General features: G+C 51.9%; 14 protein-coding genes. 2 read left to right on the forward strand and 12 right to left on the reverse strand.

The window, feature by feature from the left end; genetic code table 11:
- Nucleotides 1-85: 85 nt before the first annotated feature.
- From HA052_RS17165 to gltB, 12 genes are all read right to left on the reverse strand, one after another.
- A complete protein-coding gene (locus tag HA052_RS17165; RefSeq protein ID WP_166452814.1) occupies nt 86-1,318 on the reverse strand; it encodes a glycosyltransferase family 4 protein in 1,233 nt (410 codons plus the stop codon).
- Nucleotides 1,319-1,337: 19 nt separating this feature from the next.
- Nucleotides 1,338-2,567 (reverse strand): hypothetical protein, encoded by a 1,230-nt coding sequence (locus HA052_RS17170; protein WP_166452815.1) that lies wholly within the window; start codon nt 2,565-2,567, stop codon nt 1,338-1,340.
- A 79-nt stretch (nt 2,568-2,646) separates the two neighbouring features.
- The gene (locus HA052_RS17175; RefSeq protein WP_166452816.1) at nt 2,647-4,428 is read right to left on the reverse strand and encodes an LIC12162 family transferase; all 1,782 of its coding nucleotides are present in this window, start codon (nt 4,426-4,428) and stop codon (nt 2,647-2,649) included.
- A gap of 56 nt (nt 4,429-4,484) precedes the next feature.
- Nucleotides 4,485-5,537 (reverse strand): pseudaminic acid synthase, encoded by a 1,053-nt coding sequence (pseI, locus tag HA052_RS17180; RefSeq protein ID WP_166452817.1) that lies wholly within the window; start codon nt 5,535-5,537, stop codon nt 4,485-4,487.
- Nucleotides 5,530-6,177, reverse strand: coding sequence for a UDP-glucuronic acid dehydrogenase (locus HA052_RS17185; RefSeq protein WP_166452818.1), 648 nt, complete (start codon nt 6,175-6,177; stop codon nt 5,530-5,532). Before HA052_RS17185 ends, pseI begins: the two co-directional genes overlap by 8 nt.
- A 1-nt stretch (nt 6,178) precedes the next feature.
- The gene (gene pseG, locus HA052_RS17190; protein ID WP_166452819.1) at nt 6,179-7,270 is read right to left on the reverse strand and encodes a UDP-2,4-diacetamido-2,4,6-trideoxy-beta-L-altropyranose hydrolase; all 1,092 of its coding nucleotides are present in this window, start codon (nt 7,268-7,270) and stop codon (nt 6,179-6,181) included.
- Nucleotides 7,270-7,962: a pseudaminic acid cytidylyltransferase gene (gene pseF, locus HA052_RS17195; protein ID WP_166452820.1), complete on the reverse strand. Its 693-nt coding sequence runs from the start codon at nt 7,960-7,962 to the stop codon at nt 7,270-7,272. Before pseF ends, pseG begins: the two co-directional genes overlap by 1 nt.
- Nucleotides 7,959-9,119 carry a UDP-4-amino-4,6-dideoxy-N-acetyl-beta-L-altrosamine transaminase gene (gene pseC, locus HA052_RS17200; protein WP_166452821.1) on the reverse strand — a complete coding sequence of 387 codons (1,161 nt, stop codon included), beginning with the start codon at nt 9,117-9,119 and terminating at the stop codon, nt 7,959-7,961. Before pseC ends, pseF begins: the two co-directional genes overlap by 4 nt.
- A gap of 2 nt (nt 9,120-9,121) precedes the next feature.
- Complete coding sequence (gene pseB / locus HA052_RS17205) at nt 9,122-10,120, reverse strand: UDP-N-acetylglucosamine 4,6-dehydratase (inverting) (RefSeq protein ID WP_166452822.1); 999 nt, start codon at nt 10,118-10,120, stop codon at nt 9,122-9,124.
- 31 nt (nt 10,121-10,151) lie between these two features.
- On the reverse strand, nt 10,152-11,681 hold the full coding sequence (locus HA052_RS17210; protein WP_166452823.1) for an oligosaccharide flippase family protein: 1,530 nt from the start codon (nt 11,679-11,681) through the stop codon (nt 10,152-10,154).
- A gap of 534 nt (nt 11,682-12,215) precedes the next feature.
- Entirely contained in the window at nt 12,216-13,628 is a 1,413-nt protein-coding gene (locus tag HA052_RS17215) for an FAD-dependent oxidoreductase (RefSeq protein WP_166452824.1), read from the reverse strand.
- 98 nt (nt 13,629-13,726) lie between these two features.
- The gene (gene gltB / locus HA052_RS17220; RefSeq protein ID WP_166452825.1) at nt 13,727-18,175 is read right to left on the reverse strand and encodes a glutamate synthase large subunit; all 4,449 of its coding nucleotides are present in this window, start codon (nt 18,173-18,175) and stop codon (nt 13,727-13,729) included.
- A gap of 282 nt (nt 18,176-18,457) precedes the next feature.
- Here gltB and HA052_RS17225 point away from each other — a divergent pair, with 282 nt between their 5' ends.
- Both HA052_RS17225 and HA052_RS17230 read left to right on the forward strand, forming a co-directional pair.
- Nucleotides 18,458-19,978 (forward strand): phospholipase D-like domain-containing protein, encoded by a 1,521-nt coding sequence (locus tag HA052_RS17225; protein ID WP_166452826.1) that lies wholly within the window; start codon nt 18,458-18,460, stop codon nt 19,976-19,978.
- A gap of 433 nt (nt 19,979-20,411) precedes the next feature.
- Entirely contained in the window at nt 20,412-22,667 is a 2,256-nt protein-coding gene (locus HA052_RS17230; RefSeq protein WP_166452827.1) for an arginine/lysine/ornithine decarboxylase, read from the forward strand.
- Nucleotides 22,668-22,726: the final 59 nt, after the last annotated feature.

Raw genomic sequence — 22,726 nt, forward strand, 5'->3', positions numbered from 1 at the left:
GGGCATTATCGCTGCGTTGAGCCCAAATCTATGCTCAACAAATTCGACGTAGCAATAAAAAATTAGCTCCGTCTCAAGTCATCCTTCATTTCTCAATGATCAAAAGCTTTCTATATTCCTCAGCCATCCGCTGTGCAGCAAAGAGAGTCTCTGCTCGTTGACGTCCTAGTATGCCTAATTCTTTTCGAAGTTGTGGCTCCCGCAATAGACGAATGAGATGTGCAGCAAACCCTTTTACATCATCAGCTTCAACCACATACCCACCTTCACCATTATCACCAACGACTTCAGGCAGTCCGCCGACACGGGTTGCGACAACAGGGACTCCACGTGCCATTGCCTCAACCGCCGTCAAACCAAAAGACTCGAAGCTTTGGGAGCTAATCGCCACTACGTCAGCTTGATCAATTAGCTTTGGTCCATCAGGCACAAAACTTAGTAGATGAATATTCGCTTTGGGTGCAAGCTCACGACGGGCAGCCTCAACCACTGCACGCTCTTCAACACCACCACCACCACATGCAACTAGATGTGCGCTAGGAATAGCTTCCGCGACAAGAGAAAATACTTCGAAAAGAAAACGGTGCCCCTTCCTTGGCTCATAGTTAGCAAGGAGCAAACATAACGGCGCATTTCCGATTTTTAATTTTTTTCGTAAATCAAATTCATTATTTAAATCATGAGAAGCTTTTGAATTAATGCCATTATAAATATAGCCAATCGTCTCAGCCTCACGGAAACTACAACGAAAACGTAAAGAATTTGCACAGCTGCGTGACACACTAATCAGATGATTAGTAGAGCGCACCAACAATCGATCTAATCTATTTTCGAACCAACCAAGTCCAAATCTAGGCTTAACTGCAAAATTATGAAAGTTATGAACACTAGGCCTTACATGCCCAACTTTATCCAAATCAGCCCAAGCAATATTGGCAATACGGCAACTTTCCCCCCCTGGGAAGCCACCATTGACCACAAGAAGAGCATCACCCTTCAAACTACGCAATAGACTCCGCAAAGCGAGGAGTTGTAAAGGGTAAAAAATAATCCGCAAAAAAGGCTGAACACTTCGACGCGCTGCAAATGGTAGCCACCACAAAAACCTTCGAGAAATACTCCAACTCAAAGGAATGTTATGAAATATAAATTCACACTCACGCATTACCGCTTTTTGCAGCACCACTTTTCCAGGGTGACTCGAATTGCAAACAACGACAAAAACGTCCTCTGAATCAGGCCAAGCATTCAACAATGTGGAACAAAAAGTATCTAAGCCGCCGTGTTGAATATTTTCAACAAACAGTATTATCTTCAAGGTTACACCGCCTAACGATCTAAATTAAACCCATCACAACCAAACTTTTTTTATCAACATCGGCAAATCGACACCTGGCTGTATATCTCTCAAACTTACCACAAGCTTTAACTACAAACAAAAGCAAAGGAAAAATTAAAAATGTTTGATAATCAATAGACAGCCCATACATAAAGACCACAATTGCAATTGGTAAAAAATCTCTTAAGAAGAAACGCAAAACTAAAACATATGCCACGAGGCCAACCAAACCTGTTTGGTAAAATAATTGCGGCAATGCCGCAGGAAACTGCCTATACTCACCCCACCATGCATAACCGAAGAATGAAGCTAAGGGACTCTCAATCACCCTATTAAGCAAGAAAGAAGAGTCACTTTCCCTTACATCAAACGAACTTCTCTCAACTAAGCCTTGAATAAATTCGCCGAAAATATTAAACCACAGAATCATAACAGCACAAATTCCTAGCACTAGGGTAATACGTACACATTTATTCCCTTTATTCAAAAAATAGAAAACAAGAGCAAAAACAAAAGCAAAGTAAAATGCAACAGAATGCGTCGCAAATGCTGCCAATACGTTAGCCAAGCCAAACCAAAAACTAAAAATCTTTTGACGACTAAAAAAACTTAGCATTGCATTTACAAGGAAAAACATTGACATCATGCCTGGCTCAGCAAGAATTCCTGTAACTCTATAGAGCGCAAACACGCCATAGTCCTGCACTACAATCGCTCCAAATGGAGAAATCAAATAATTTCTTACATTTCCCTCGTAAAGCAAGCCAAAATCAATTTCTTTAAAAAAAGACAAGGCATACTGAGCTAAAATCCAATTTATTATAGAACAAATTGAAATGACCCAAAACAGCCCTCTCCACCATCGTACAATCAAATATACAAGCCCTTCTCTTTTTAAGTTTCCAGCGAGCACTAAGGCTAAAATCATTATTAGCGCCCCATTTATAGCTGGAGCCCCACCTTCAGCTGAAAAGCTAATCAGCACTCCAGATAAAAACATGATAAAAAAACAACAAATCCATCCAACGCAAAAATCTGGAGGCAGGCGATACCGCCCCATAAAAGCCAGCACAATTATTAGAAGTACAGGTGCCGCTTTCGACAAGAAGTCAGGAGCAAACCCCCGAAAAATAGATGGAGAAGATATTAATACAGAAAAAAACAATAACAATACAACAAGGAATTCACGCCGCAAGATCGGCTGCCGCAATGTAGGGAGTTTTTCCATATATACGCACACAAATTAACATACCGATTTTGATAAAAGCTAACGCCAGCAAACACTGAAAACACACTCAAGCAGACTATCAACAATGCAATAGGCAATTAGCAAGTTCGATTGCTGGGTTTTTGCTCATTTTTGAATATTTAGAACAAAAAATTTCAACAATTTTTTTCCGTTTTGGCTCACCCCACCAAGCTGCCGTATCATCCCAAATTTCATTTACCATATGAGCTGCCGATTTCGGCGAAAGATGTATAATTCCAATATCAACCAGCGCCTGAAAATCCTCTTTCACTTCATCACGTAAATGAGCAAGACCATTTTGCCAAAAAGCAATAGTTGGAATATTCAGGGCCATGGTTTCCAACAAGCCAGTAGAGTCATAGCTATGAACAACCAATCTTGATCTGCGAATTTGATCTTGAATATTTAGCAGGCCAAGATCTAACTTTATATCAGAGTCAAACTTCTTCCAGCGAGCCGGCTCATTCCAATCAAGACGAGCCCAATCATGGTGTAAACGAACATTCAACAATGACCTTACATTAGCATTCAGTCCATTCACAAAAGAGAACTGATCCTCCATATAATTAATAAACTGGTGCGAGCCATCCCAAGTGGATACACGATGACCAGCCCAGACCTGTACCAACAACAAGTCTCCTCTAGGATCTACTCGCAGTACTGTGTTTGCAGGAATTTTAAAATTAAAACCAGGTACATGTTGATGAAGGCCACCTTTCCACCCCCAACTTATAAAGTTATCGCTAGTTTCCTCCTCCACAGAGGGGTTCATATAACGATGTGTACCGTAATTATTTCCATGCTGTCCGACAATATACTTCACGCCACTTTGCACTTGCTTTGCAGTCCACACTTTAAATAACTCATCGGTCCCAAAGTTATTGCTGGTAAATATGAATTTTGGTGACTTTGGCCAAGGCAAATATTCTGCCTGACGCACAAGATGCGCATAGCCCTCCAAATAACATTTAGGGATAATCTCAAAGACCACGCTTCTGAATAAACTCTCGATATCACCAACACCTTCAATCTGAATCTGCGCGCAAAGTTTTTGACGTAATTTAAAATCAAACTCCTGAGCAAAATGAACTTCTGGCGACCTCCATAGCTGTGGAAACTGCTTTAAATATAGCTGAAGTTTTGCTTCTTCAAATCTAGGTAGATAAGAATTAATAATAAACGCATCACAATCTCGTACGAAATATTTTGAAAATTTACGAGTGCATTTCCACGCTAAAATTAATATTTGTTTTTTCACATTCCACTTCGAAATATTTACCTTATCCTCTGCCTCCATCTCTTGGCCGATCTCCGACCCTTGTATATATTGCAGAGATGGGGCAATTATTTTCAGAATACGAAGATTGAAATGACCATCCCACTTCGGATCACTGTAGGCCCAAAGAGCCTCTCCGGAGGTTGACCTCGGCAAGAGGTATTCATCCCCCTTCGGATCGATAACAAAACTAGGTTTATGTATTTCAAGACAGCTTTGGATGGTTCGGACACGATTAAATACAACAGAGATTGCCGTACGAAACCATTGCCCAAGCACAATTTTCCAATACCGAGAAGAGTAATTTACGCCATGGGCAGAATTTATCACTTTGCAAAAGTCAACAAACACTTTCTCTTCTAATGCTCGTACTATTGCATGATCCATGTCCCGTTGAGCGATAGAAAAACCATATGGTGTTCCTATATAAATTTCACGCAAATTTAATTCGCTATCAGAATGCCCATTCTTACACCACTCTCCCATTAGTACTGCTGGTCCAGCCTCGCTCCAGAACCGTCTATCTGAAGAAGCAATAAAACAAAGTTGATTATTTTCAGGCATTACATGCAATCCACAGGCTGAGAAATTCGTGGCTCATCTCTCAGCAAAGCTATACATCAGTCGGTTGCCAAATCCTGGATCGAAACGGGCATACCAAACACCACATCTCGAGTCATGACTTTACCAATCAAACTTTCCATATACTTGGGGGCAAGCCCATAACCAGGGCGGACACTACGTACAGAATCTGGAGTGATAACATCCCCCTTCTTAAGGTCTTTCACGAAGTAGAGCGAACGGCGAAACTTCACATTACCAATCTCACTCGACTTTCGCCCATAATTAACACTCCCCATAGCATCCCAAGCTGTTCTGGTGAACATACAAAGTTCCCGCAGCTCTGATGGCTCTAACGAGAAACTGTCATCTGGCCCACCTCCCTTACGATCTAAGGTAAAGTGCTTCTCGATAATGGATGCTCCAAGCGCCACACTTGCAATAGCAGTCGTATTGTCTAGCGTATGATCCGACAGCCCCGTCACCAAGCCAAAACGTTCGATCATGTCTGGAATGGTACGAAGGTTATAATCTGCAGCTGGAGCAGGATAGCCACTGACACAACGCAATATAGCTAACTCTTTGCAACCCGCCCCGCGAGCAGCCTCAATGGCCTCTCCAATCTCATCTGAGTCAGACATGCCTGTCGAAATAATCATAGGCTTTCCCGTACGGGCGACATAACGAATCAAAGGTAGGTCAATCGCTTCAAAAGATGCAATTTTATAGGCAGGCGCACCTAAATCTTCCAACAAATCCACTGCTGTCGTATCGAATGGAGAGCTAAAAATTGTGATATCAATTTTTTTTGCATATTCAAATAATATTTTGTGCCACTCCCATGGGGTATGTGCCCATTCGTAGAGTTCATAAAGGCTGCGCCCAGCCCATAAGCCTTCTTTTATTTGAAAATCAGGAAGATCGCAATTCAATGTAATTGTATCGGCACGATAAGTTTGGATCTTAATGGCATCGGCACCAGCCTTCTTCGCCTCATCCATGATACGCAAAGCAGCATCAAGATTCCCATTATGGTTAGCCGACATTTCGGCAATCACATAAGGATGATGCAACGGGCCTATTTTACGCCCGGAGATACATAAATCATTCATTATCATACTTCTCCAGTTTTAAAGCATAACGCTGCCCACGAAGCTCAAAAAATGCCGGAAAACGGTTGGGGTCACACACTCGTATCTGGTCAAATTGCTCAATAATGGATTTGTTCGGGTCTACTTGACTATCTTGCCATGTCCGCAAACGAAAATAAGTAGCTTCAACATCAATGGGTTGTTGCTGGGGGCAAATATTTCCAAACGAGGTCAACGCAAAATCCATCAACTCCATCTCGGCTGAAAATACTAGATCATTAATCTCATGCCATAGCGCAGTTTTTGGAATAGGAACCCAACGTTTACTCCAAATGCGCCCACTATCAACTTTATCTTCCGCCTCCAATAATGACATTACTATGCCATCAGCTCCAGCTAATAACTCCCAGATATGTGGGCTCCATCCTCTACCACGGGGTAAATCACTAGCATGCAACACGAGCGATGAGGTATACGCTTTGCGATCTCGTGCGGAAACAATTTCTCCGCAGGAAATTAGAAAAAGAATATCACCACCGCTAAGCTCACTTTTTTTGCGGACCAACTCCACTTGGTGTTCAAAATTATTGCGAGCAACCCATAACTGAAGGTATGTATTCACCGGATGCTCAGCATCGCTACAGAGAATAGAAATTCTCACGCTAAAAACCTCTCACTAGTTGTCTAGCTACACGCTCGGCACCAAAGCCATCCGTCACTTTAGCCGCAGCCTCTGACATAATGTAAAGCAAGGAGTTATCATTAAAAATTTGATCCAAGATGCGGTATAAATCTGTAGATAGTGTATTCATTTCAACAAGGCATGCTGCTCCAGCAGCACTCAGCGCCTCTGCGATGGGACGTTGATTATCCGCCAACACTAATTGAACTGATGGGAGGCCAAGACAGCACCTTTCCCAAGAAGTACTACCTGCAGCACCTATTGCAACATCCGCTTCACACATCAGCTCAGCCATGTGCTTAACACTTACAAGCACTTCCGCAGGAAATGGTAAAGTTCTCGCCTGCTCGATCACTTGATTTCGCCAAGGGGCACTCGGCCCTAAAACAACCGTCACGTGTAGCTCAAAAAACTTTTCAAATAATGCAAGTGCATCCAAAATAGCACCTGTCGCATTTTCAGCATCAACTCCACCCATGGTTATTAATAGCCGCCTGACCGTACTTAGTTTCCTCCTTGCCAGGCTCTTTTCACGCACAGCGGCAAACTCCGGGCGTAGTAATGCAAATTGCGGACCCGTCATACATATGCATGTGCTTGGAACAAGGCCATTATAGGCCATAGGGGTTTTGCCTAGATTTTGATCTAATAACAAGTCAACTGCATGCGGCCGATTTGCCAAGTCATCAATCGCTAGTAAATAGCGGAATCGAGAGCGCATTGCACACTCCCACACCGCATCTAAGCCATAGTGATCAACCACCATCCAATCAAAGTATTCATCTCCAATACAGGTCAGTGTCTCCATCGCATCTTTCAATGGCTCAACGCCTAACCAGGCTCGGTAGTCCACACTCTTTGTCAGTGATCGATTCACTGCGACGCCAGGCGCCAGCAATAAAGATTTAAAACCTCTCGCCTCTATATGTGGATGTAAATGCCCTTCATGTTCTCTTGTCAGAAAAGTGCAGTCGGCCCCGAAAGAACGCAAACGCTCCGCCAGAGTCAGGCACCGCATAACGTGGCCAGTACCTATAGTTACCGATGCATCAGCACGAAAAGCGAACTTCACTAGAGTCCCTTACTGCGATAAGCGGTATAGAGCAGCTCTGCCCGCTCCCAATCTGCCTGAGTATCAATATCTACTACTCGCCATTCAGGAATCACGATTGTGCGGCCGTGCAGATGAATGTTCTGCCCTTTTAACCACGCCTCGGCTTTACCCCAGTAAAACTGCCCTGCGTCAAAAAAGCCTGATTCAAGATCCTGAGTCCTAACTTCTGTATATTCAGCTTGGAAAGGTTGAACGTATCCATCTTCTGTACGCCGGAGGGCACGCTGTATCGGTGACGGAAAAGGTGCAACAGGGAAAACGTAATGGCTCCGCCCTTCACATAAAATATTGTATGCCTGCACAATATCCTCCGTCGAAATGAAAGGAACTGCCGGATAGATGCAACACACTTCTTTTGCACGCCAACCATTCTTTTCACAATCTTGAATCGCATGTGCGATAACAGGTACAGTCGGAGTATGATCACAGGCCAGTGCAGCAGGACGTATAAAAGGTGTTTCTGCTCCATATCCCCGAGCTAGATCAATGATATCAGCATCATCGGAGGAGACCAGCACCCGATCAAAAATTTGACTATCCAAAGCGGCACGAATTGCGTAAGCAATCATGGGCAAACCATGAAAATCTTTTATATTCTTACGGGGAATACGCTTGCTGCCCCCACGAGCAGGGATAACTGCCAGTTTCATAACTGGAGAGCCTTATGCAAGGCAGCCACAACTTTATCTTGCTGCACTTCAGTCAGAGTCGGATACATTGGCAGACTGATTGCCTCTGAATAGTACTTCTCAGCCTCAGGAAAATTACTAGGCTCATAGCCTAACTCTTGGTAATAGGGCTGCTTATACACAGGAATATAATGCAAGTTAACACCAATATCTTCTTTTCTAAGAACATCAAATACGGTTTTATGTGATACTTTAACCATATTTAAGCAAATACGAATAACATAAAGATGCAAGCCTGAATAATTATCCGGCCCCTGCCATGGCGTAATCACAGGCAGTTTCGCCAATAGTTCATCATATCGACATGCAAGTACATGGCGGCGCGCCACATACTCATCTAAACGAGAAGCCTGACTAAGACCGAGCGCAGCTTGCAGCTCGGTCATACGATAGTTAAATCCCAAATCAATTTGCTGGTAATACCAAGCCCCATCTGGGGCATGAGTCATTTTTTCAATTTCTCGGGTAATACCGTGGCTTCGAAGGAGTTCCATTCTGTTGGCCAAGGAGCGGTCATTAGTCAGAGCCATCCCTCCTTCGCCAGTAGTGATAATTTTAACTGGATGGAAGCTAAAAACAACGATATCACTATAACGACAGCTACCGATGAAATCTTCTTTATGCTTCCCGCCAACCGCATGTGATGCGTCTTCAATAATCCTAAAGCCAAAGCGCTTGCCCAATGCATAAATAGCCGCCATATCACACGATAGACCGCACAGGTGAACAGGCACAACAACTTTAGGAAGCCTCCCCTCTCTCTCTGCTAGCAGCAATTTTCGCTCGAGAGCTTGGGGGCACATATTATAGGTTTGTGAGTCGATATCGACAAAGTCCACATTGGCTCCACAATATCGGGCACAATTGGCTGATGCTACAAAAGTAATTGGGCTTGTCCACAGCCAGTCACCAGGTCCCAATTCGAGCGCAAGACACCCCAAGTGCAATGCTGCTGTTGCACTATTCACCGCCAATGCATATGTGGCTCCCACATGGTTCGCTATCGCCTGCTCGAAACGCGGGACCATTGGCCCTTGTGTAAGAAAATCAGACTGCAGTACGTCAATCACCGCATCAATGTCTGCTTGGGTAATTTCTTGGCGACCATATGGGATCATATTTAGATGCTCCCTATTTTTTCGTGATTAGTATCAATCCAATCATGCAGTGTTTCCGCAGACATCCACTCAGTATTGTTGTCACTGGTATAACTAAAGCCTTCAGGAACACGCTTGCCGTCTTTAATGCGATTACTGTCTTGATCCCAATTATGAATTGCAGGAAGTATTTTAAAATGCTCAGGATATTCATAGGTATAAAATGCATCCTCAGCACCAATCATCTGTTCATGCAACTTTTCACCAGGACGAATACCAACAGTCTCTTGCTTAGCATTTGGTGCAATTACTCCAGCAAGATCGGTGACTTTCATCGATGGGATCTTTTTGACATAAATCTCACCACCGACCATATCTTCGAACGCATGCCAAACAAGCTCGACCCCTTGTTCAAGAGAGATCATAAAACGAGTCATTCTGGGATCGGTAATCGGCAAGACACCTTGATCACGAATCGACATGAAGAAAGGAATAACAGATCCACGTGACCCCATCACATTGCCATAGCGGACTACTGCGAAACGAGTATCCTGACTTCCTGCATATGAATTGCCTGCGACAAAAAGCTTGTCCGATGCCAACTTGGTAGCGCCATACAGATTAACTGGACTACTCGCCTTATCCGTCGAGAGCGCAACTACTCTATTAATTCCCTTATCAATACATGCATCGATAAGGTTCATTGCACCAGTAACATTTGTTTTTACACACTCAAATGGATTATACTCGGCGGTTGGCACAATCTTGGTCGCTGCGGCATGTACTACGCAATCAATACCCGTTAGAGCTCGTGCTAAACGATCTTTATCCCGAACATCTCCGATGAAAAAACGAACACGTTCATCATCTTTGTACAGTTTAGCCATTTCCCACTGCTTCATCTCGTCACGGGAATAAATAACAAGACGCTTGGGATTGTACTTTTTTAAGGTCATTGGAACAAAAGTGTGTCCAAATGAACCAGTACCCCCGGTAATAAGAATAGATTTTTGATTTAGCATAATACCTATCTACATTTAGTCAGATTTCAAATCACTTCAGCTTCACCAGCGCTTTAAGCCTAGTTAAGCCCACTTTTAATTCACTCCTCGTCATTGACAGCAACCAAGGAGAAAAATAAACATATAAACTCACCAACCCAATATACAGCAAAGCCATCAATGGGAGCTTTAAAAACAAAGACCCATTTTCGCCGAGAAGACTCCAAACAGCCAAATGGGAAGACCACCCTAAGCCCACACATCCTAATAAAGCAAAAATTTGGTATTTCCAGTCAAAATGCCATCCAAAAGTACGTGCGATCATCCAAGCCATAAAGCTCACAGAAAATATTTGAACAAAAACTAACTTTAAAGCCAAGCCATTTGCCCCCAACTGCAGGCCAGGTACAGCCGCGTTGTTTGGAGCAAGCACAAGATATGCGGCAACCAAGCTCACCAACATACCAAGCGAACCTGACAAAGCATATACTCTTGTATGTCCTGTCGCGAACAGCATCGTTCCACCAATCTGCCCCATTGACTGATGTACCGGGTAAAGCAGCATGATGGCCATCGCCGTCGTTCCACTCAGATAGTCTTGCCCAACCGTCACCCGTAGAATCTCAGGAGCCAGAGGTTGAAGCCCTCCCGCCACAAATGCTCCCACAAAAAACAATAGTCGTGAAGCACGCTGGTATAGCGCCTTCAGTCGCTGCATGTCTTGTTGATGGTGTGCTTCAGCAACCTCTTTCCACAGGATACGCAGTACAGAGACGGTTGCCAGCAACGCCACAGCTGAATACTGCTGTGCAACGCTAAAATAAGCTTGCTCCTTGGCCCCTCCCCATGTCTGCAGCATCCAACGATCCGCAAAATCATGCACAAAGCCGAGGAGCATCACTGGTATCAATGGCGCGCAATACACAAAGAATTCCCGGAACATGCTCTTCGGTGTGTCTGACTCAGCAGCCCCTTCTGTCAAACTTACTTTTGAAGACACATACAAGCGAGACGCAAACCATGCAGCAATTGCCCATTCGATAATTAGCACGACAAACACTAAAGTGATGGCTAACTTGCCCAATAATGCCAATGCAATTACCACAATCAAGTGGAGCATGACGGCTAATGTGTTGATCTGCTGACCTCGGATCGTTTGCCGGCTTGCTTCGGCCATCTGTGCAGCCAATGTCCATACCGTTCCTTGCATGAACGCGGCCAAGAAAGCCAAAGCCAAAACTGAACGGGACTCTCCGGCCCACAAAATCCCAAGCAAGGAGTCTGGCATCAATAGAAGCAGGAATAGTAACGCCACTACCAACTGAATCGCAATCCACCCCCAAAAGACTGCGATGAATCTCTTACTGCGCTGACGACGAGAGAGCAGGGTAAAAAATGCGGTTGAGCTACCTAGATCCAACATGCCACGGAGGGCGGTAAAGGCTGCAAGCAGAAAAGACATTCGCCCGTAGTCTGTAGGTCCTAACCAACGTGCAAGTAAAATACCCGTAGCGACAGTCGCCACGCTTCTAATCAAATTGGCGACAAAGCTGGCAAAAAAACGAGACTTTATATTAGCCACTACTCATTCCCAGTTTATACAGAAAAGTAGCCCCCCCTAACTTTCCCCTTACATCAAAGCCTCACGTCAGGTCTAAGCCTACAGAAACAGTACAGCATTAAATATTGGCAAACAAAACCCACCGACTCTCTCAAAAAAAGCACTTGCCTAAGAATCAGCACTAACACTTCACTTTCATGAAAGCCCCCCCGATACGCCAAGAGAAATCACCTATTGCGTTCTTACCTGGGTGACTCCTAACTCAAACCCTACAGACCTCTATCTAATCAGGTACAAAAAATGGTAAACAACCAACTAATTTCACCTAATGAACCAAGCCCCAAATCATTAAAAACATAAACACAGCGGACAACAATTCAAAAACACTCATCTATTGATGAAAAGCCACATTGAAAACTTAATTTATCAAAACAGAAAAATATTATAAAAGCAGCCCCCCCTATAAACAATACTCCTCAATGAATGAGGAGTATTATCATATGCCTTTATCTACAGCCCTTTGATTTCTTACACTAGCAAAGTGAGGGATGAAATTTACCATACCGCCAGATAAGTTAGAACTCCTTCCGCGGCCTGCCTGCCATCAAATACAGCACGCACAACCAAGTCCGCTCCTCGCACCATATCTCCCCCGGCAAAAATTTTACTATGGCTAGTCTGGCACTTATACACGCTTTGTGCTGTCAAGGTCCGACCATTGTTGGCAATCGCTATGCCCAACCTTCTCCCCCATGTTGCGCTTTCCGCCTGAAAACCAAAGGCAATGATCACATGATCACACTCCAGCTCTACCCCGCTATCAGGGACTATAATAGGAGTTTGCCGCCCCTTCGTGTCAGGTTCACTCAAACGCGTCTCAGCCAGTTTTACCTCCAACGTCCCGTCAGGCCGTAACTCAATTCCCAGCGGCTGCCGATTCCACAAAAACTCTACACCTTCTTCGCGCGCGTTGGCGACCTCGCGCTTGGAGCCCGGCATATTCGCCTCATCGCGTCGGTAAGCGCAGATCACGCTCTTGGCACCCTGGCGTATCGCGGTACGGTTGCAGTCCATCGCGGTATCCCCCCCACCCAACACCACGACGCGTTTGCCTTGCATCGTGATCGGCTCTTCGCCCTCCGGCAGCGTGCCCAGTCCTTGGCGCACATTATTGATCAAGTAAGGCAGGGCTTCCAACACTCCGGGCAAATCCTCTCCAGAAAAGCCACCCTTCATATACTTGTACGCGCCCATACCCATGAAGATGGCATCGTATTGCTCCAGTAATTCTTCTATCTGGACATCCTTGCCGATCTCTGTGTTGAGCACGAACTCCACCCCCATGCCCTCCATAATCTCGCGGCGGCGCTTAATCACGGATTTTTCCAGCTTGAACTCTGGAATGCCAAAGGTCAGCAGGCCGCCGATTTCCTCGTAGCGGTCAAACACCACCGCCTTGACGCCATTGCGCACCAATACGTCGGCACAGGCCAGGCCGGCCGGGCCGGCGCCGATTACCGCGACCTTCTTGTCCGTCCACACCACCTTGGACATATCAGGACGCCATCCGGCCTTGAAGGCCTCGTCGGTAATGTATTTCTCGATGCTGCCGATGGAAACCGCGCCAAAGCCGCCCTGGTTCAGGGTGCACGCGCCTTCGCACAAACGATCTTGTGGACAAACCCGGCCGCAAATTTCCGGCAGGCTATTGGTTTTGTGCGACATTTCCGCCGCTTCGAACAAGCGCCCTTCCTCCACCAGTTTCAGCCAGTTGGGGATGTAGTTGTGCACCGGGCACTCCCATTCGCAGTACGGGTTGCCACAGGACAAGCAGCGGCCGGCCTGGTCGGCCGCGTCCACGCTGTGTAACGGCTGGTAGATTTCTTTGAATTCGATCTTGCGCACCGAGGCGTCCACCTTGTCCCCGGGGTTGCGTGAAAGCTTCATGAATTGGAAAACATCGCTCATGGTTGTTTCCTGTCTTGCTAGGCCCGTCGCCCGCAGGCGCTCGGGTTTTGAATGAGGTATTGGCGGGACGGCGCAAGGGCCGCTCCGCCTTGCGCGTCTTAATCCTTGAGCAGGCTGTCGAGCTTGGCCGCCTTGGGTTTGACCAGCCAGAAGTAATCGACGTAATCGTCGAAGTTCTCCAGCATCGCTTTGGCCGTCTCGGAACCGGTCAATTCAACGTGCTTGGCGATCTTCTCCAATAGATAGGCGCGATACATGCCCATGGCTTCGCCGTTGATCAGGTGGATGTCGATCAGCTCGTTGTTATAGCGATAAGCGAATTTCTCATTCGGGTCGTAGACGAAGGCAAAGCCGCCGGTCATGCCGGCGCCGAAGTTGTAGCCGGTTTCGCCCAGCACGATGACCGTGCCGCCGGTCATGTATTCGCAGCAATGGTCGCCGGCGCCTTCGATGACGGCCAGCGCGCCGGAGTTGCGCACGCCGAAACGCTCGCCCGCCACGCCCGCGGCGAACAACTGGCCGCCGGTAGCCCCGTACAGACAGGTATTGCCGATGATGATGGACTCGCCCGCCCGGTATCCCGCGTTCTTGGGCGGATAGATGGTCACCCGGCCGCCGGCCATGCCCTTGCCCACATAGTCGTTGGCGTCGCCTTCCAGTTCTAGGTGCAGACCGGACGCGTTCCATACGCCGAAGCTTTGCCCGGCGCTGCCGCTGAACTTGATCTTGAGACAGCCGAACGGCAAGCCAGATGCTCCGTGAACGCGGGCGATCTCGCCGGACAGGCGCGCGCCGATGGAGCGGTGGGTATTCTCGATCGGGTAGCTCAGTTCCAGCATCTGCTTATTGTGGATGGCGGACAAGGCATCCTGCAGAATGGATTCCGCCAATTCGCCCTTGTCGAAAGAGGGATTGCTGGCGCTGACGCAGAAACGCGGCTCGCTGTCCGGCACCCGGCCTTGCGACAGCAGCGGCGACAGGTCCAGCTTCTGCTGCTTGTCGGTGTCTCCGGCAGCCAGGCTCAGCAAGTCCATCCGACCGATCAGCTCTTCCATATTGCGCACGCCCAGCTTGGCCATCCACTCGCGGGTTTCGCGCGCGATGAACAGGAAATAGTTCATCACCATTTCCGGCAAGCCGGTGAAGTACTTGGAGCGCAGCTTGATTTCCTGGGTAGCGACGCCGGTGGCGCAGTTGTTCAGATGGCAGATGCGCAGGTATTTGCAGCCCAGCGCCACCATGGGGCCGGTGCCGAAGCCAAAGCTCTCCGCGCCCATCATCGCCGCCTTGATCACGTCCAGGCCGGTCTTCAAGCCGCCGTCGGTCTGTACCCGCACTCGGCCGCGCAGGCCGTTGGCGCGCAGCACTTGTTGCGCCTCGGACAGGCCCAGCTCCCATGGGGAGCCGGCGTATTTGACCGAGGTCAACGGCGAGGCGCCGGTGCCGCCGTCGTAGCCGGAAATAGTGATCAGGTCGGCGTAGGCCTTGGCCACGCCGGCGGCGATGGTGCCGACGCCGGGCTCGGCCACTAGTTTGACCGACACCAGCGCGGACGGATTGACCTGCTTGAGGTCGAAAATCAGTTGCGCCAGGTCTTCGATAGAGTAGATGTCATGGTGCGGCGGCGGTGAGATCAGGCTGATGCCTTCCTTGGCGTGGCGCAGCCGCGCAATCAGGCCGGACACCTTGTCGCCAGGCAACTGGCCGCCTTCGCCTGGCTTGGCGCCTTGCGCCACTTTGATCTGCAGCACTTCGGCATTGACCAGGTAATGCGGCGTGACGCCGAAGCGCCCCGAAGCCACTTGCTTGATCTTGGACATTTTCTCGGTGCCGTAGCGCGCGGCGTCTTCGCCGCCTTCGCCGGAGTTGGAGCGACCGCCCAGACGGTTCATCGCGATCGCCAGCGCTTCATGCGCTTCCGGCGACAAAGCGCCCAGCGACATGCCCGCGGAGTCGAAACGCTTGAGGATGGCTTCCACCGGCTCCACTTCGTCGATAGAAATGGGCTCGCCCAGCGGCTGCACCTGCATCAGGTCGCGCAGCATCGCCACCGGGCGCTGGTTCACCGCCTCGGCGTATTGCTGATAGATCTGGTAGTCATCGTTCTGCACCGCCTTTTGCAGCAAGGTCACCACATCGGGGTTGTAAGCGTGATATTCCTCGCCATGCACGTACTTGAGCAAGCCGCCGTGTGAGATCGGCCGCATCGGGTTGAAGGCGAAACGCGCCAGCTTGCGCTGATCGTCCTCGAAGTCGGCGAAACCCGCGCCGGACACTCGCGACACCGTGCCCTTCAGGCACAGCTCCACCACCTCTTCGTGGATGCCCACGGCTTCGAACAGCTGCGCGCCGCGATAGGAGGCGATGGTGGAAATGCCCATCTTGGACAGCACTTTGAGCAAGCCCTTGTTGATGCCCTTGCGATAGTGCTGCAAGGCTTCGTTGAGCTTGAGTTTGACCTCGCCGCTCTGCACCAGCTCGATGATGCTTTGATAAGCCAGATAGGGGTAGACCGCGGTGGCGCCGTAGCCAATGATGCAAGCCATCTGGTGCGCGTCGCGCACCGTGCCGGTTTCCACCAGGATATTGGTCTTGCAACGCAGGCCGCTGTCGATCAGCGCATGATGTACCGCGCCGGTGGCGAACAAGGCCGGGATGGGCAGGCGCTGCGCCGTCACATGACGATCGGACAGCACCACGATGACCGTGCCCTCCTTGACCGCGTCCACGACATGCCGGGTCAGCGTTTCCAGCGCCTGGCGCAAATCGGTTTCGCTGGGGTCGTAGCACAGGTCGAAGGTCGTCGCCTTCAGATAAGGCTCCGGCCGCGTGGTGACGCGGGTGAATTTCTCGTGCGACAGCACCGGGGAGCGCACTTCCAGCCGCTTGGCGTGCTCGGCGCTCTCCTCGAACATATTGCGTTCCGGCCCGAACACCGTGTTCAGCGACATCACCACCGCTTCGCGGATGGGGTCGATAGGCGGGTTGGTCACCTGGGCGAATTGCTGGCGCAGATAATCGAAGGGCGAGCGCACTTTCCGGCTCAGCACCGCCATCGGCGTATCGTCCCCCATTGAGCCCACCGCCTCCTGGCCGTCCTCGGCCAACACGCGCAGGATTTGGTCTCGCTCTTCAAAGCTGATATTGAACAGCTTTTGCAAACGCGCCAGTTCGTCCTTGGACAAAGGCTCGACTCCGGCGTCGTCTTCGATCGACAACTCCAGGTATTTGGCGCTGTCCTTGATCCATTGCCGATACGGCTTGGCGCTCTTGAGTTGGGCGTCGATTTCCTCCGGCAGCAACAGCTCGCCGGTGGCCAAGTCCGCGGCGAACAGCTGACCCGGCTTGACCCGGCCCTTGCGCACCACGTTTTCAGGCTGGTAGTCCCACACGCCTACTTCGGAGGCGATGGTCAGCACATTGTCCCGGGTCAGCACCCAGCGAGCCGGCCTCAGGCCATTGCGGTCCAGCATGCAGGCGGCGTAGCGGCCATCGGTGAGCACGATGCCGGCCGGGCCGTCCCACGGCTCCATATGCATGGAGTTGAATTCATAGAAGGCGCGCAAGTCCTTGTCGGTGGAGTCGACGTTCTGCCAAGCTGGCGGCACCAGTAGGCGCAGCGCGCGGAACAGCGGGATGCCGCCCATCAGCAGGCCTTCCAGCATATTGTCCAGCGACATCGAGTCGGAACCATCGGTCTGCACGATGGGACGCACCGCGTCCATGTCCAGATGCGGAGACGCCATGATGCGCTCGCGCGCGCGCGCCCAATGGCGGTTGCCCTGCACGGTGTTGATTTCGCCGTTGTGGGCAAGGAAACGGAAGGGCTGCGCCAGCTTCCATTGCGGCCAGGTATTGGTGGAGAAGCGCTGATGGAACACGGCCAGGCTGGACTCGAAACGGGAGTCGTTCAAATCCAGGAAGAACTTGGGCAGGTTCTCCGGCGTCACCAGGCCTTTGTAGGACAGGGTGTGCGGCGATAAAGTCGGCAGATAAAAAAACGGGTCGTCAGCCTTATTGGCTTTCTCAGCCTGGCGACGACCCATATATAAACGGCGCTGGAACATTAATTCATCCATGCCGAATGGACAGTTAACAAAGACCTGGACCATGGCGGGAAGCGAGGCCAAGGCCGCCTCCCCACAGGCGCTGTCGTCAGTGGGAACCTGTCGGAAACCCGCCACCTCCAAGCCTTGAGATTCCAGGAACTCGCGCAGACGGCGCAAGCTGCGCTCCCCCTGTTCCGGCTCGGGATGGTGGAACACCAGGCCGGCGGCGTACACTGGCTTCAGCGTCAAGCCGGCCTCAGCGGCAACTTCGCGCAAAAAACCGTCCGGCTTGCGAAACAGCAGGCCACAGCCGTCGCCGGATTTGCCATCGGCGGCCACGGCGCCGCGATGAGTCAGTTTGGCCAGCGAGGAAATGGCGGTATCCACCAGCCAGTGACTGGGTTTGTCGTCAAGCTGGGCGATCAAGCCGAAACCGCAGCTGTCCTGCTCGAAGTCCGGATGGTACAGGGTGCCCTGTAGCCAGCGTTGTCTGTCCATAGCTTTGTCCTGCTTATAATGTGAAACGAATGTTTCGATTCTAAGGGCAAGGAGCTTGACCCTGCAACCGGTTTTTGTGCACCGCATTAGACGATAAAAATCATTATGTTACAGCGGATTTTTTAATTTCTCGATGTCGAAAAATCGTATTTTTGCGACAGATTAATTGTGATTTTGTGACGTGAACGTTCAATAAAACGACTGTCAAGCCGCCTTGTCAAGGACATCCAAAATGGCCATTTCTATCGAATTAAGTATATTGTCAAACAATAGCCAAATATAATGCCCATTCTGTCCCCTCACCCCGCCAATCAGGAACTGATCCGCCACTTGGCCGAGCAGGCGTTTTCCCGCTCCGCCGGCGCCCCGCTGGTAGGCGGCAATCACCTGGAATTGCTCTACGACAGCGTGGAAAATTTCCCGGCTTGGGAACAAGCCATCGCCGACAGCCGGGAATCGGTGTTCATAGAAATGTACATCTTCGCCAACGACGCGTTTGGCCTGCGAATCCGGGATCTGCTGATCGAACGCGCGCGCGCCGGAGTGAAGGTCTGCATACTTTACGACTGGCTAGGCAGCTGGAAAACGCATCTGGGTGGTTTCTTCAAACCTTTGCAGGCCGCGGGAGCGGAGCTGCGCGCCTACAACCCGCCATCGCTGACCGCTGGCCTCAGCATGCTGGGCCGCAATCACCGCAAACTGATCGTGATCGATCGCCGAACCGTCTTCGTGTCCGGCTTGTGCATCAGTTCCAGTTGGGAAGGTCGCCCGGAGCGCGGCCAAGAGCCCTGGCGCGATACCGGCGTCAAATTTAGCGGGCCGCTGGCGGCCGACGCCCTGGCCGCCTTCGCCGACAGCTGGGCCAGCTGCGGCGGCCCGTTGCCCGCGGAATGGATAACTCCGCCGCCGCCGGAGAACTGCGGCGCGGTGGCGGCGCGCCTGATCGCCACCACGCCCGCCACCGCGCAAATGATGCGGCTGGATTTGCTGATCGCCTGCTTCGCCCGGCGCACCTTGTGGCTGACCGACGCCTACTTCATGGGCACCAGCATGTATCTGACCGCGCTGAAACAGGCCGCGCGCGACGGCGTCGACGTCCGCTTGCTGGTGCCTCGCTCCAGCGACATCGGCTGGATCGCCACCGTGTCGCGCACCCAATACCGCCCGCTGCTGGAAGCCGGCGTTCGCGTTTTCGAATGGGACGGCCCGATGATCCACGCCAAAACCGCCGTGGCGGACGGACGCTGGGCGCGCATCGGCTCCACCAATCTCAACCTCTCCAGTTGGCTGGCCAACCGAGAACTGGACGTGGCGGTGGAGGACCAGGCCTTGGCGGAAAAGCTGGCCGAGCGGTTCCTGCAGGATTTGGACCACGCCACCGAAGTGATTCTGGCCGGCCAGCGCCGCCGCCCGACGCTGACCAAGCCGCGACCCAAGGACTATCACGGCCTGCTGCTGCCGCCACATACCGCCGCCCTCAGCGGCGCCAGCGCCGCCGCGCGGCAAGCGGCGCGGATCGGCGACGCGCTGGGCGTGGTGGTACGCGGCACCCGCAATGTCGACGCCAGCGAGGCATCCGCCTTCCTGACCATAGGCATGGCGCTGCTGATCTTCGCCGGACTGATCGCCTTCTTCCCCTGGCTGGTGGCCGCGCCCTTGCTCTTTTTGCTGCTGCTCAGCGGCGGCGCCATCGTCGCCAAGGCTCTGGGCTTGTACTGGGCCAGGCGTGGCAAAAAACAACAGCCGCCGCCGGCCGCGCCGGCTGGCGAACAAGATGGCTCGCCCCAGGACAAATGCGATTAAAAACAATCCGTTGACTTGGGCTGATGTCCCCAAGACATCGCCGCCGCATCGCGCCTGGCCGCCGTCAGGCGTTTTTTTCGCGGAAAAAATTTTGCTGCGCAACAACATGACAAGCAAAAGGTCTAAAATGCGCGCTTTCTTGGGATGTTCTCCAGGCCGGCAGACGTGCCGCCCGCGCAGACAGCACAGCGCGAGCCGACTACGGACCGCGGCGCAAAGCGCCCTGTTTTTATTCGCGCCTCAAGGCCAGCCTCCATGGCGGCGACGGACCCCGGTCTGCCCGTGCGTACAGAACTGCGCCCCAACGCGCACCGAGTGACACCGCAAAGGGTTACAGGTGCCCGCGGCTTCGGCCCTCGCCCACGGCGAGCCGACGGCCCATCCGCGTCCCGCCCCCTCGCGTGTCCGAGTTAACAGCAACAAGGACTCAGGTATGCGTTTTCATTTCCCCATCGTGATCATCGACGAGGACTTCCGCTCGGAAAACACCAGCGGCTCCGGCATCCGCGAACTCGCCGCCGCCATGGAGGCGGAAGGCATGAGCGTGATCGGCTACACCAGCTACGGCGACCTGACCTCCTTTGCCCAGCAACAAAGCCGCGCAGCCGGCTTCATCCTGTCCATAGACGACGAGGAATTCCACACCGAAGACGCGGCGCAGGAAGCGCTGGGCAAGCTCTACGGCTTCGTTGCGGAAATCCGCCGCCGCAACCCGGACATCCCGGTCTATCTGTACGGAGAAACCCGCACCGCGCGCCACATTCCCAACGACATCCTGCGCGAGTTGCACGGCTTCATCCACATGCACGAAGACACGCCGGAGTTCGTCGCCCGCCACATCATCCGTGAAGCCAAGAGCTATCTGGACAGCCTGGCGCCGCCGTTTTTCCGCGCGCTGGTGGATTACGCCCACGACGGTTCCTACTCCTGGCACTGCCCCGGCCATTCCGGCGGCGTCGCCTTCCTGAAAAGCCCGGTGGGCCAGATGTTCCACCAGTTCTTTGGCGAAAACATGCTGCGCGCCGACGTCTGCAACGCGGTGGACGAACTGGGCCAGCTGCTGGACCACACCGGCCCCATCGCCGCCTCGGAACGCAATGCCGCGCGCATCTTCAACGCCGACCACCTGTTCTTCGTCACCAACGGTACCTCCACCTCCAACAAAATCGTCTGGCACAGCTGCGTGGCGGCCGGAGACATCGTGTTGGTGGACCGCAACTGCCACAAATCCAATCTGCACGCCATCATGATGACCGGCGCCATCCCGGTCTTCCTGATGCCGACGCGCAACCACTACGGCATCATCGGCCCGATTCCTAAGTCCGAATTTCAGCTCGACAACATCAAGAAGAAAATCCAGGCCAATCCCTTCGCCCGCGAAGCGCTGGCCAAGAACCCGCGGGCCAAACCGCGCATCCTGACGCTGACCCAGTCCACCTACGACGGCATTCTTTACAATGTCGAGGAAATCAAGCATCTGCTGGACGGCGAGGTCGATACCCTGCACTTCGACGAAGCCTGGCTGCCGCACGCCAGCTTCCACGATTTCTACGGCGACTTCCACGCCATCGGCGAAGGCCGGCCACGTTGCAAAGACAGCCTGATCTTCTCTACCCAGTCCACCCACAAGCTGCTGGCCGGCATCAGCCAAGCCTCGCAGATTCTGGTGCAAGATCCGGAGCAACGACAGCTGGACACCGCCTGGTTCAACGAGGCCTATCTGATGCACACTTCCACCAGCCCGCAATACTCCATCATCGCCAGTTGCGATGTGGCGGCGGCGATGATGGAACAACCGGGCGGACAGGCCTTGGTGGAAGAATCGCTGGTGGAGGCGCTGGACTTCCGCCGCGCCATGCGCAAGGTGGACGAGGAGTACGGCCGCGACTGGTGGTTCAGCGTCTGGGGACCGGACGACCTGTCCGACGACGGCATCTGCGACCCCGCCGAGTGGCAACTACGCCCGAATGAACGCTGGCACGGCTTCGCCGGCATCGAAGACGGCTTCAATATGCTGGACCCGATCAAGGCCACGGTGCTGACGCCGGGCCTGGATGTGGACGGCAGCTTCGAAGAGATGGGCATTCCCGCCGCCATCGTCACCAAGTATCTGACCGAACACGGCGTCGTGGTGGAAAAAACCGGCTTGTACAGCTTCTTCATCATGTTCACCATCGGCATCACCAAGGGCCGCTGGAATACGCTGATCTCCCTCTTGCAGCAGTTCAAGGACGACTTCGACAAGAACCAGCCGATGTGGCGGGTCATGCCGGAGTTCATCGCCAAATACCCGCAATACGAGCGCGTCGGCCTGCGCGATCTGTGCCAGCGCGTCCACCTGCTCTACAGCCAGCACGACGTGGCGCGTATCACCACGGAGATCTATCTATCGGAAATGGAGCCGGCCATGCGCCCAGCCGACGCCTTCGCCAAGATGGCCCACCGCGAGATCGAACGCGTGCCGGTGGAGCAGCTGGAAGGCCGCGTCACCGCGGTGCTGCTGACGCCGTATCCGCCGGGCATCCCCTTGCTGATTCCCGGCGAGCGTTTCAACAAGACCATCGTCGACTACCTGCGCTTCGCCCAGGACTTCAACCGCGAGCTGCCCGGTTTCGAGACGGATGTGCATGGGCTGGTGGCGACGGATCTTAACGGCCGCAAGATCTACTGCGTCGACTGTGTGAAATGAGGAACGGCGGCGGCGCTCGGCCAGTGCGCCGCCGCACAATTTCTACACAATAATCCTTA

This window comes from Chromobacterium fluminis, from assembly GCF_011602385.1.
In the GTDB taxonomy this organism is placed as follows: domain Bacteria; phylum Pseudomonadota; class Gammaproteobacteria; order Burkholderiales; family Chromobacteriaceae; genus Chromobacterium; species Chromobacterium fluminis.

Bases quoted from the DNA above. Each gene is read 5' to 3' on its own strand.
- HA052_RS17170 (WP_166452815.1), bottom strand. From the start codon at position 2,567: ATGGAAAAACTCCCTACATTGCGGCAGCCGATCTTGCGGCGTGAATTC.
- HA052_RS17175 (WP_166452816.1), bottom strand. From the start codon at position 4,428: ATGCCTGAAAATAATCAACTTTGTTTTATTGCTTCTTCAGATAGACGG.
- pseI (WP_166452817.1), bottom strand. From the start codon at position 5,537: ATGAATGATTTATGTATCTCCGGGCGTAAAATAGGCCCGTTGCATCAT.
- pseF (WP_166452820.1), bottom strand. From the start codon at position 7,962: ATGAAACTGGCAGTTATCCCTGCTCGTGGGGGCAGCAAGCGTATTCCC.
- pseC (WP_166452821.1), bottom strand. From the start codon at position 9,119: ATGATCCCATATGGTCGCCAAGAAATTACCCAAGCAGACATTGATGCG.
- pseB (WP_166452822.1), bottom strand. From the start codon at position 10,120: ATGCTAAATCAAAAATCTATTCTTATTACCGGGGGTACTGGTTCATTT.
- HA052_RS17215 (WP_166452824.1), bottom strand. From the start codon at position 13,628: ATGAGCGATGTTTTCCAATTCATGAAGCTTTCACGCAACCCCGGGGAC.
- gltB (WP_166452825.1), bottom strand. From the start codon at position 18,175: ATGGACAGACAACGCTGGCTACAGGGCACCCTGTACCATCCGGACTTC.
- HA052_RS17225 (WP_166452826.1), top strand. From the start codon at position 18,458: ATGCCCATTCTGTCCCCTCACCCCGCCAATCAGGAACTGATCCGCCAC.
- HA052_RS17230 (WP_166452827.1), top strand. From the start codon at position 20,412: ATGCGTTTTCATTTCCCCATCGTGATCATCGACGAGGACTTCCGCTCG.